General features: G+C 63.5%; 8 protein-coding genes. 4 read left to right on the top strand and 4 right to left on the bottom strand.

Features of this window, described 5'->3' with window-relative positions; all coding sequences use genetic code 11:
• Window positions 1–65 precede the first annotated feature (65 nt).
• Window positions 66–377 carry a hypothetical protein gene (locus BM235_RS24700; RefSeq protein ID WP_143106728.1) on the top strand — a complete coding sequence of 104 codons (312 nt, stop codon included), beginning with the start codon at window positions 66–68 and terminating at the stop codon, window positions 375–377.
• 24 nt (window positions 378–401) lie between these two features.
• Here BM235_RS24700 and BM235_RS24695 read toward each other — a convergent pair whose 3' ends face one another.
• Both BM235_RS24695 and BM235_RS24690 read right to left on the bottom strand, forming a co-directional pair.
• On the bottom strand, window positions 402–1385 hold the full coding sequence (locus tag BM235_RS24695; RefSeq protein ID WP_090116925.1) for an SDR family oxidoreductase: 984 nt from the start codon (window positions 1383–1385) through the stop codon (window positions 402–404).
• Between the two features lie 174 nt (window positions 1386–1559).
• Complete coding sequence (locus BM235_RS24690; protein ID WP_369803547.1) at window positions 1560–1979, bottom strand: GNAT family N-acetyltransferase; 420 nt, start codon at window positions 1977–1979, stop codon at window positions 1560–1562.
• Between the two features lie 96 nt (window positions 1980–2075).
• Here BM235_RS24690 and BM235_RS32165 point away from each other — a divergent pair, with 96 nt between their 5' ends.
• Window positions 2076–2249: a hypothetical protein gene (locus tag BM235_RS32165; protein WP_158544098.1), complete on the top strand. Its 174-nt coding sequence runs from the start codon at window positions 2076–2078 to the stop codon at window positions 2247–2249.
• A 63-nt stretch (window positions 2250–2312) separates the two neighbouring features.
• Here BM235_RS32165 and BM235_RS24685 read toward each other — a convergent pair whose 3' ends face one another.
• Together BM235_RS24685 and BM235_RS24680 are read right to left on the bottom strand one after the other, a co-directional pair.
• Window positions 2313–5405 carry a DEAD/DEAH box helicase gene (locus BM235_RS24685; RefSeq protein ID WP_090116924.1) on the bottom strand — a complete coding sequence of 1031 codons (3093 nt, stop codon included), beginning with the start codon at window positions 5403–5405 and terminating at the stop codon, window positions 2313–2315.
• Window positions 5402–7015 (bottom strand): SWIM zinc finger family protein, encoded by a 1614-nt coding sequence (locus BM235_RS24680; protein ID WP_090116923.1) that lies wholly within the window; start codon window positions 7013–7015, stop codon window positions 5402–5404. Before BM235_RS24680 ends, BM235_RS24685 begins: the two co-directional genes overlap by 4 nt.
• 183 nt (window positions 7016–7198) lie before the next feature.
• On the opposite strand from BM235_RS24680, the gene BM235_RS24675 reads away from it, so the two are divergent.
• On the top strand, window positions 7199–10336 hold the full coding sequence (locus BM235_RS24675) for a glycoside hydrolase family 44 protein (protein WP_090116922.1): 3138 nt from the start codon (window positions 7199–7201) through the stop codon (window positions 10334–10336).
• A 174-nt stretch (window positions 10337–10510) separates the two neighbouring features.
• Complete coding sequence (locus BM235_RS24670; protein ID WP_090116921.1) at window positions 10511–11599, top strand: hypothetical protein; 1089 nt, start codon at window positions 10511–10513, stop codon at window positions 11597–11599.
• The last annotated feature ends 128 nt before the right edge of the window (window positions 11600–11727 follow it).

The raw sequence follows: 11727 nt of genomic DNA, 5'->3' as shown, positions 1-11727 counted from the left end.
CCTCAAATATCGCAGGCTACGGCATCAGCTACGGCGAGCAGGGAGCGACCGGCGTTCGCACGCTGTTGAATTACATGACGATGCCGAACAAATATCCAGACGTGCCCGGTCCTTATCCGTTGGTGGTTGGGGAGCTGACCGATGCGTCCGTCACCGGCGTCATCCTGAAGACCAGTGGCGCGAAACCGGGCAAATACGCAGCGGATGTCGTTGAATATGAACCGGGCAAGAGACTTTGGTTCGTCCTGTTGCCCGGCTTCGCGTCGGTGCCTTATACGGTTCAGGCGCTGGATGCGGACGGGAACATCGCCGCGGAGAAGACGCTCAATGACCCGATCAACGACACGGGAGATATTAAAATAAGCGCGAATCGATAAGTCGGTGATGGAGCGGAATGCGCTTCAGCTATGCGTCGATTGGCCGCCGTCGACGTGGAGGACCTGCGCGGTGACGTAGCGGGAGTCGTCGGACGCGAGATAGACGTACGTCGGAGCGAGCTCGAACGGCTGCCCGGGACGGCCCAGCATCGTTCCTGCGCCGAAGACGGCCACCTGGTCCGGGGAGAAGCTGCTCGGGATGAGCGGCGTCCAGATCGGGCCGGGGGCGACCGCGTTGACGCGAATGCCCTTCGGAGCCAGGTTGCGCGCCAGCGCGCGCGTCCAGCCGACGATGGCGCCTTTGGTCGCGGTGTAGTCGAGGAGCGTCTTTTCGCCGACGTAAGCGACGACCGAAGCCGTGCCGATGATCGAGGCGCCGGGCTTCAGGTAAGGCAGCGCCGCGCGAGTCGTATGGAAGTGCGAGAAGAAGTTCACTTTGAACGTATTCTCGAACTGCTCGTCGGTGATATCCTCCAGCTCGTTCTGCTGAAACTGGATGCCGACGTTGTTGACGAGGACGTCCAGGCGTCCGAACGCTTTTGCGGTGTCGTGGACGATCGATTCGCTCACGGCTTTTTCGCGCACGTCGCCGGGCAGCAGGAGGCAGCTTCGGCCGTACGCCTCGATGCAGGTTTTGGTGCGCTCCGCGTCCTCGTGCTCGTCGAGGTAGGAGATGGCGACGTCGGCGCCTTCCTTGGCGAAAGCGATGGCGGCCGCAGCGCCGATGCCACTGTCGCCGCCGGTGATCAGCGCGGCTTTGCCCTCGAGCTTGGCGCTGCCTTTGTAATGCGGATTGTCGACGATAGGCTTCGGTACCATCAGATTCTCGATGCCGGGCTGACGGTATTGACGCTGCTCGGGCACGCTGATCGCGATGTCCTCGTAGCGCGTGACGGTACCATAGCTGGGATAGAGGGGATAAGGGGCGTCGATTTTCGCTTCTTCGAATTTGAGCTGCATGCTTCGTATTTGCGCCAACTCGTTCTCGTTATCGCGCTTGTCGGTCATGTAGGCCTCCCGTGAATCGGCGACTCGCGCTTCGGACCTGGAAGCTGCGGGTCTTCCTCGATATCGTTATTTCTCACCCTATGCCGAAGCGGCTAGACGGGTGCCTAGCCGCTTCGGGGCGGGACGATGAAGAGGGCTTTGCGACGAGAGGACGACGTTGGGAGAGGAAGGGGGTCAAAGCGTTTTGGTAAACGAGAAACCCGGTTTGCGATAACCCATTTTCGTCTCGTAAAACCGATGGGCATCCACGCGCGCTAACCCCGACTCCAAGGCCACCGTCCGGCATCCGTTATCTTTTGCATACTGATGGACGTACTCGAGCAGGGTCTCGCCGTGTCCTTTGGAGCGCTCGGAAGCTTTGGTGACCAGGTCATAGACGAACACATGCTTGCCGAAATAGAAATTCGTCAGCACAATGACGCCGGCCAACGCTACGATCCGGTCTTCGTCGTACAACGCGAGCATTTTGTAGCCTTCGGCATTCATCTCGCGCAATAAGCCGAGGTAAGCGTCTTGATCCAAATTCGTCCGCAGCTCGTTCATGACCGGATAAGCTTCGAGCCATTGCGTTTCTTCGGACAATTCTTTAATCAATTTCAGTGCCCCCTTTTGTTTTTGTTAGTCTATCACCGACTGACCCAATCCGACATAGGCTATGACGGCGAACAGCCCGATGGAGGGTGATCTATTGTGAAGGTGCCATACTCGTTCAGCAAGAAAGCGGACGCGCTGCTAATCAACGAATCGGACGCCATGGTTAAGGTCGCCTACGGAGATTTTTTTACGCTGAATCTGCCGTTGATCGGTCCGCGTCCGCCGTACTACGCGCATCCGCGCTACGAAGGACATTATCCGCTAATTTGAACCCGCCTGCCGGGTCCCTCGAACGCCAAGCAAAAACGCCTCTTTGCCGGAGGCGTTTTTGCGTCAGCCGTTCATTCCCCGCCGAAGCGTGATCAAGTCGCGCAGATCGTCGGTCGACAGCTCGGTGATCCAGCCCTCGGAGGAAGAGATGACGTTGTCGCTGAGCTGCTGCTTGCTCTCCAGCATCTCGTCGATGCGCTCCTCGAGAGTGCCGAGGGAGATGAACTTGTGCACCTGCACGTCCTTGGTCTGGCCCATCCGGTAGGCGCGGTCGGTCGCCTGGTTCTCGACGGCTGGATTCCACCAGCGGTCGAAGTGGAACACGTGGTTGGCCGCGGTAAGATTAAGGCCGACGCCTCCCGCCTTGAGCGAGAGGATGAACACGTTCGGCTGCTCGTCCTGCGGCAGCGTCTGCGACTGGAAGCGCTCGATCATCCGATCGCGCGCCGTCTTGGACGTGCTGCCGTTCAGGTAGAGCACGGGCTCGCCGAGCTCCTGCGACAGCACGAGGCGCAGCATCTCTCCCATGCCGACGTATTGGGTGAAAATGAGGCAGCGGTCGCCCTCGTCACGGAGCTCCTTTACCATGGCGAGCAGCCGCTCGAGCTTGGCCGAACGAGAGACCAGCTCGGCCAGCTCCGCCTCGGAAGGCGCCGGCGACTCGTCGGCCGACTTGCCTGGCGACTTGCCTGGCGACTTGCCTGGCGACTTGTCAGGCGACGCAGGCTCCGCCCCGCCAGCGGGCCCCTTTTTATCCTCCGAAGCGGCGGCGGCCGTCTTCTCTTGCACCTTGTTCAGCAACGCCGGATGATCGCACACCTGCTTGAGACGGGTGAGCGCCGCGAGGATCGCGCCTTTTCGCTCGATGCCTTCGAGCGCCTTCATCCGTTCCAGAAGCTCGTTTACGGTCTGCTCATAGAGCGCGCTTTGCTCGGGCGTTAGCGGGACGTAAGTCTTCATCTCGTTTTTGTCCGGCAGGTCGAGCTGGATGTTCGGATCCTTCTTCTTGCGCCGGAGCATAAAAGGTCCGACGAGGCGCTTGAGCTCGGCCGTCCTTCGCTCGTCATGGTTGCGCTCGATCGGCGTGGCGAACCGCTCCTGGAAGGCGCGCTGCGTCCCGAGGTAGCCCGGCGCGATGAAGTCGTAGATCGACCACAGCTCGGCCAGCCGGTTCTCGATCGGCGTGCCGGTGAGCGCGATGCGCTGTCCCGCGGACAAGCTGCGCACGGCGACGGACTGCTTGGTCTGCGCGTTTTTGATATTTTGCGCTTCGTCGAGGCAGATCGCCGCCCACACATAAGTCTGCAGCAGCTCCTGATCGAGCGACGCCGTGGCGAACGAGGTGAGCACGACTTCGGCGTTCGCCGCCTGGGCGCCGAAGGCCTCCGCGTCCGTGATCCGGCCGCCGCCGTAATGCAGGCTGACCGAAAGCGAAGGCGCGAAGCGCGCGATCTCCTTCTGCCAGTTGCCCAGCACCGAGGTGGGGCAGACGATCAGCGCGGCGCGGCGCCGCTCCGGCGGCGTATCGTGGCGCAGCTGCAGCAGATAGGCGATGAGCTGGACGGTCTTGCCGAGGCCCATGTCGTCCGCGAGCACCGCGCCGAGGCCGAAGCGCCGCAGCGAGGTGAGCCAGCCGAAGCCTTCGCGCTGGTACGTCCGAAGCGTCGCCTGCAGGTCCGCCGGCGGCTCGGGCAGCGGCCACTCCGAAGGCCGTCCGAGCTGCGCGAAGAACGAGGCGAGATGCTCGTTCAGCTCGACCTCCAGCCGCACGCGCGCGGCGGACGCCTCCGCCGACGCCTCCGTCTCGGCGTCGTCCTCATCCTCGCCCTCGCCAAGCAGGTGAAGCTGCAGCACATCTTGGAAGGAGAGGCCCGCGTGCTTGTCCATGCCCGTCATCATGCGCCGGATCTGCGTGAGCAGCGCCGGATCGAGCGCGATCCATTGGCCGCGGTGTCGGACGAGCCGCTGGTTGCGCGCGACGAGCGCGGCGAACTCCTCCTCGCTGAAGTCCGCGTCTCCGATGGCGACGCGCCAGTCGAAGTCGACGATCGCGTCCAGCCCGAACAGCGAGCTGCCCTTGCCGCCGGACTCGGGCGCGATCTTGGCGCGCAGCCGCGGCTTCTTGCGGGTGGCCGCCTCCCACCAGGCGGGCAGCAGCACCCGCCAGCCGGCCTCGAGCAGCCGATTGCTGTCGGCCGAGAGGAAGCGCCAGGCCGCTTCGTCGCCCAGCGGCGCGGCCAGCAAGTCCCGCGGTCCGCCGGCGAGACGCTCGGGCGGCAGCGCCGCGCGCAGCCGCTCCAGCCAGCCGGGGGCCCGCCCGCTAGCCTCTTCGTTCCAGGCTGCGGGCCAGCGCCCGGAGACCGAGCCGTCCGCGCCGAGCTTCGCGGGATGCACGATCGTCTCGTCCCGCTTGCTCTGCAGCGCGAGCTGCAGCCGCCAATCGTCCGGCGCGTTGCCCGCCGCATAAGGCTCGAGCAGTCGCAGGATCGGCCTGAACGGCGCCATGTCCGGCCGCCAGCCGATCGCCTCGAGCCAGGCGCGCTCGTCCATGCCGGCCGCGGACGCGGCGCTTTTGTCGAACAGCAGCGGGTACTCCCGCCGCAGGTCGGAATAACCCGTCTCCGTACCGTAGTGACGCTCCCGCACGGCCGCAGAGAAAGCGGCGCGCAGGCCTTCCACGAATGCATCGTCCGCCAATCCGCCGTCCGCCGCTTCTTCGTCGGCTTGCGGCAGCTCGCCTTCCCAGGTCCACTGCAGCAGGCCCCGGCGATAAGCGTCCAGATGGGGAATATACCGGCGTTCCTCGATCCATTCCGCGAGTCGGGGAGCCCGCTCGACGAGCAGGCGGCCTTCTCCCGCAATCCGCCACTCCACGTGCTTCAGCAGCCGCGGCTCCGCGAAGAAGGCCAGTACATGCTCGGCGGGCAGGATGACGATCTCCGCCTTGCCGTGAATCGGATCGACGCCCGCCGGCAGCTCGACCTGGCTCACGTCCAGATTCGTTCCGTAGAACGAAGCCTCGTGCCAGGCGAACAGCCTGTGCTTCAGAAGGAGCCCGGGCACGTAGCCGTAGCCTTCCAGTACGCCGTATATCAGCGCGTCGCCGTGCTCGCTCAGCCGCACGTCGACGCTGATCGTATCCCGCTGCGCGTTCATGACAGCTTTCCTTTCCGCAGCTCTTCCTGCAGCGCGCGCAACCTGCTGTGGCGCAGCTCGAACAGCTCGTAAAATTCGATCCAGCGCTCCTCGCGCTTCATTTTCTTGTACAGCTTGGCGAGCCGCTTCAGCAGCTTCACCGCCGATTTGTAGCTGGCTCGGTTTTTCATCGCCACATAACGTTCGACCGCCTGATGGTAAAAAGGGAGCAGCGCATGCGGCGCTTCCTTCTCCAGCGGCGCCAACTCGGTCGCCCGGTAGTCGAGCGGCTCGCGGCCGAACGACAGCTGGATGTCGATCCATTCTTCGTACCGTCCCGCGGCGAGCAGCCGACTCTCGTAGATGGACTGGGAGGACGGCAGCAGCGATTCCAGCGTCTCCCACATCCGGGGCTCCGCCTCGGGCAGCTTGGCGACGACGGCATCCCACAACCCGGCATACGTCTCGAGCTCCCGCAAGCGCCTGCCGCTCATCAAGGGACCCAGCTCGGTCAGCCATCGGAGCAGGCGTTGCCATTCTTCCCTCCGGGCGAGCTCGCCGAGCATCTCCGAGAGCTGCGCGACGTGGGCCGAGCCCAGACGGCCCGATTCGCCGGCAAGCAAGGCCAGCGCGCGATCGTCGTCGTTCAGGCCGAACAGCATTCGCAGCACGGCCGCGTTCCATGCGCCTTTGCTCTGGGGAGGCAGGCCGGGCTCGGCCGCCTCGAGCTTGCGGAGCTCCTCCGCGCAGAGGGCTTCGCTTCCGTACGGGGGCGCGAGCCACGTCTCCCACAGGCGGCCGTAATGCTTCAGCTCGTAGTCCTGCGTCGGGCCGGGCGCGAGCATCGCTGCCCGGAGGATGTCGACCGTCCCGAGCAGGCGGTCGCGCGCGAGCGGCTCGTCCGCAGCGGGCAGCGGGCGATCCAGGCAGCCCATCGCGGCTTCGTGAAGGTCCGTCACGGCCAGATGCGTGAAGTAGCCGAGATACGAATTCGGCCCAAGCGCCGGGTTGCTCTGGGTCTCGGCCGCATGGCGCATGAGGAACAGCAGCGCGCTCAGCTCGAACAGCCGCTCCGCGACGGGCGGGAGCGCCGGCTTGATCTTGTAAAAGAGGCCGAGCGCCTGCTTCACGTACTGGGTGTTGCGCACCTGGCCGGCGATAGGCGCGAGGCACCTGCCGAACAGATCCAGCCACTCGGGGACGCTCATCTCGGGAATGCGGACCGCGTCTCTCGCGAGCCGCTCGATCTCGGCGTTCTGCTGCCGACCGGCGGAGGCGGGACGCGGGCGCGACGCAAGGGTCTTGGCGTTGGCCAGCGTCGGGACGGGATAGCCGTGATAGCCGGCCCATTCCATGAGCACAGCTGTCATGTGCTTGCACGGGCGGCCGACAGGACAGCTGCATTTGCCGTCCTCCAAGGCTTCAAGGTCGACTCGCGTCCGATAGGTCGCCGTGCCCGTCACCTCGGCCTGCAGATGCCGCATGTCCTCGGGATCGGATATCTTGACGCGCCCTTGCTTGTAATATTGATAGCCGCGCTTAAGCGTCAGGTCGTCGAACGTTTCCGCGACGCGGCGCAGCAGGTCCTCCCACCGCGGGTCGTTTTCCGGCGGCGCATCTTCTATGAACATCGCTAGACCTCGCTTCGGTTTCCGGTTTGCTAGGAGCTCTTATTATAACATTTCTCGCACACATGTTCGCAAAACGGCGCGTTTTCGGCATGCAAATTTTCGATATTTTTGTAACGCCGGACACATAATCGCATTCGCCCGCTCTGTTAAGCTGACGTAGCAAGATACAGAGAGAGGGAGAGAATGATGAGATTCATCGGATTCAAAAACGGAATCAAAAACGGAATCGGAAAAAAAGCGATTGCGGCGATGGCCGCGGCGGCGCTGCTGCTGGGCAGTTTAGCGTCCGCCGGTGCGGATAGAGCGGTCTATGCCGCGGCAGAAGCGTACGCAACGTCGGCGACCGTGTCGCCGGGTACGGTGAAGGCAGGCGAAGAGTTGACGATCGACGTTCACGTGACGGCCGCGGAGGATGTCGCCGTGCTGCTCGACGCCGAAGTATTCGATCCGGCGCTCGCCAAGGTCGGCCAGACGTTCAAGGACAATGTGCAGCTGCAGGCGGGCGTGGAAAAGACGGTCGCATTCACCTGGCGCGTGCCGGCCGGCGCGGCGCCGGGCAAGTATACGATCAGCCTTGGCGTATTCGGCGCCGGCTGGAGCGCCTATCATAAGTGGCATGCCGGCGCGGCCTTCGTCAACGTGGAAGCGGCCTCCGGCAGCGGCGGACAGACGCCGGCGCCGACCGCGACGCCTACGGCAACGCCGACCGGCTCGCCGACGCCGACGCCGGTGCCGACCGCCACGCCTACGGCGTCCCCGACCGCCACGCCGACTGCGACGCCGCCGGCGGGTCCGGCGCTCGAGGTGCGCGTCAAGACGGGGAACAAGGCGGCCGCGCAGATGCCGACGCCGGAGCTTGAGATCTTCAATACCGGGGCGGCGCCGATCGACCTGGGCGGCGTGACGGCGCGCTACTACTTCACGATCGACGGCGAAAGGCCGCTGTCGATCGGCTTCTGGAGCACCGTGGCCAAGGAGAAGGTGACCGCGCGCTTCGTGAAGATGCCGATTCCCGCAGAGACGGCCGACTACTATCTGGAGCTCGACTTTGCGGCAGATGCGGGCAAGCTGAATCCTGGCGCGAAGGCCGGCGTCTACACATGGATCAACAAAGACAACTGGACCGACTTTACGCAAACCAACGATTACACCTATAAGGGCGCTACCGCATCGACTCCGAACGATAAGTCGACGGCGTATGTCGACGGACAGCTCGTTTGGGGCGCCGAACCGAAGCTGCTGGACATCCCGGCCGCGCCGGCCGCCATCGCGGGCGAGCCGACCGAGACGGAGATCCTGCTGTCCTGGGATGCGGTCGAAGGCGCGACGAGCTACGACGTAAGCGCGGACGGCACGATCGTCCAAGGCATTACGGAGACGTCTTACCTGGATCCATGGCTCAAGACGGGGACGAAGCATGCGTACAAGGTTCGTACGCGCAAGGGGGACAAGGTCGGCATCTGGAGCGGCGCCGTCGTCGTCCGTACATTGGGCGAGCAGGACCTGCCCGCGCCGGTCAATGTCCGGGGCAAGACGACGGAGAACAGCGTCGCGCTGACCTGGTCTCCGCTCGGAGAGGAAGTAACCGGCTACGAAGTCGAGGTCGACGGCGCCGTGACGGACGTCGGACTGCAAACTTCCTATACGCATGGCGCGCTGGCCGCAGGCACGAAGCACGTCTACCGGGTGCGGGCCAAGGACGGGGAGACGCGCGGCAAGTGGAGCGACAAGGTCGTGACCAACACGTTGCTGACCCCGACCGGAGACTTCGGCGTGCAATTCGAGATCGACCCGGATGCCGACCGGGCGCCGATCAGTCCTTACATTTACGGTACGAACGACGATCTGACCGGCACCGAGCATTGGGGCGCGCGCCGTACGGGCGGCAACCGCCTGACCACCTACAATTGGGAGACGAACGCCTCCAACGCCGGCGACGACTATGGCCACAGAAGCGACAACTACGTCCCTTGGTATTATGGCGGCGTGCCGTACGGCGGCAATATGGACGAGCCGGGCATCGGCATCGCCGGCTTCCATCAGAAGTCGCTGGCGATGGGATCGTACACGCTGGCCACGCTGCAGACCGGCGGCTACGTCGCCGCGGACAAGAACGGAGCGGTTCAATCCTGGGATACCGCGCCTTCGAACCGTTGGCTGCCGGTGTACGCCGCGAAGAACGCGCCGCTCAGCCTGACGCCCGATTTGAACGACAACGCCGTTTATATGGACGAATTCGTCAATTCCCTCGTCCACCGGTTCGGCAACGCGAGCACCGCGACCGGCATCAAGGGCTACTCGATCGACAACGAGCCGAGCCTATGGCAGAAGACGCATCCGTACATGCATCCGGACAAGCCGGGCGCTGCGGAAGTGACGAACAAGGGCATCGAGCTCGCCAAGGCGGTCAAAAACGTAGATCCTTATGCGGAAATGTACGGCCCCGCCTCTTACAGCTTCGACGAGTTGTACAGCATGCACGCAGCCGACGATTGGGAGTCGCTGAAGAGCGGCGGTTACAAGTGGTTCATGGACTACTACCTGGACAAGTTCCGCGCGGCCTCCGCCCAGCAAGGCAAGCGTCTGCTGGACGCGGTCGACTACCACTGGTACCCCGAGATTTCCGCGGGCGGCTTTCGCATTACGGATCTGGCCTCCTACGATAATCTCGAGGCGAACAAAGCCCGAATGCAGGCGCCGCGATCGCTGTGGGATCCGACTTATACGGAGAACAGCTGGATCGGCCAATGGTACAACGCGTTCCTGCCGATCCTGCCGCGGACGCAGCAGTCGATCGACGCCTACAATCCCGGCACGAAGATCGCGATTACCGAGTACAACTACGGCGGCGAAAACAACGTGTACGGCGGCATCGCTCAAGCGGACGTACTCGGCATTTTCGGCAAATACGGCGTTCACCTCGCGACCTTCTGGAAGATGGTGAACGGGCTGAAGGAGGCGCCGTATATCTCGGCCGCGGTCAAGCTGTTCACCAGCTACGACGGCCAAGGCGCTCACTTCGGCTCGATCAAGGTCAAGGCGGAGACGAACAACGTAGAGAACAGCTCGGTCTACGGCTCGGTTTCTGACGAGAGCGCCGGCGAGCTGCACCTGATCGCGCTGAATAAAAATAACGATTATGCGATGAACGCGACGATCCATATCGCCGGAGCGACGCAATACCGGCATGCGCGCGTCTTCGCCTTCGACGGCTCGAGCGCCGAGATCGTAGAGCTGCAGGGCGCGGCGGATATCGAGAACAATACTTTTACGTACAAGCTGCCGAAGCTGACGGCCGCGCATATCGTTTTGACGCAATAATGACTTGTTCTCCTGCGAGGCGCGCGGATTCGATCCGCGCGCCTCTTTTTTACGTGTACGGACGCATGCCGCTTAGTTTTCCGATGCAATATCTGCCAGGCGGGTAATACATACGTAACGGCAATCCGGCTTGATACGGCCAGACCGATTGCCGGTCGGAAGGAAGAGATCCGTATGCTTCACCACGCAGCCGTCGCCCCGCTGTATCCCTGGGCCGGCAAGCCGTCGGCCTACGATATGATCGTCCTGCGGACGGGTCAGGACGGCAAACTGAAGTCGCAGGCGCTGCCGGACGACGATGAATACGCGGACAAGCCCGAACGCCGGGAGGCGCTGCGCCAGCAGGGCTTGGAGGCCATCGGCCCGATCCGCGCCATCGAAGATGAAGGCGTCGCCAAGGAATTGACGCGCCTGCTCGCCAGGCTCAGTCGCGACCGCAATGTCCGCAACCGAAGAGCCGCCTATCTAGCGCTCATGCGCGAGGAGTCGCTGGATGCGATCAGTCCGGCGCTTCAGGCCTTACATAAGCTTCCGGGATTAAACGCCGGCAATCTGTACGAAGAGGCGTTGTGGATGGCTCGGCATAGCGTGCACCGCAATGTCGTGAAGTTCGGACTCGCCTTGCTGAGCCAATACGGCAGCGAGCGGCACAGGGAGCTGACGTTCACGCTAGGCAAGCACGAGGAGTTCACGCTATACGCGGCTTCTGCGCTCATGAGCATGGAGCAGTCCAATAAATCGCTCTGCGAGCTGGCGCGGTGCATCGACGGATGGGGCCGGATTTACCTCGTCGAACGCCTCGATCCGGAGACGCAGGAGATTCGGGACTGGCTGCTGCGCGAGGGATTCCGCAATCGGATCGGCGACGGCCTGCTGGCCTATACTTGCGCGCTCAAGGGCGATTTGGAGGAGGCGCTTCAAGCGGATGCGATCGATCCGTCGCTCTACGAGGGAGCCGGCGGGATCTTGGCTGCGCTGATCGCGGGCGGTCCGGCGGAGGATATCGACGACTATGAGCAGGCGATGCCCGTCATCGGCGAATATTTGCGTCACGCGGAGCGCATGTGCGCGGATGCCGCGCGCTTGGCTCCGGTTCGGGCGATCGAAGGCTTCCTCGAACAGGACGAACGGGTCTGGGAGAAAAGATACGCCAATGGCTGGACGCCCGAAGCGCGCATGGCTTACCTGGCGATGTGCCGCTCGATCGCAGGGGCGGCGGCGTCGGTCGGACGCGCGGCGGATGAGCGAACGATGCGTACATAAGTTTGGAAATGGCGGGCGGGTCGAGTCGAGCGCAATCGCCTATCGTAGAGTAGGCGATGTGCCCGATTACGAGACGCGCGACCGCCATCGCCTGCTGTAGAGAAGGCGATTGGCCTAATTGCGAGCGG

The organism is Cohnella sp. OV330, assembly GCF_900112065.1.
Lineage (GTDB): Bacteria > Bacillota > Bacilli > Paenibacillales > Paenibacillaceae > Cohnella.
Note: the sequence above shows the minus strand (reverse complement) of the source record. Positions and strands in the feature narration are given on the sequence as shown.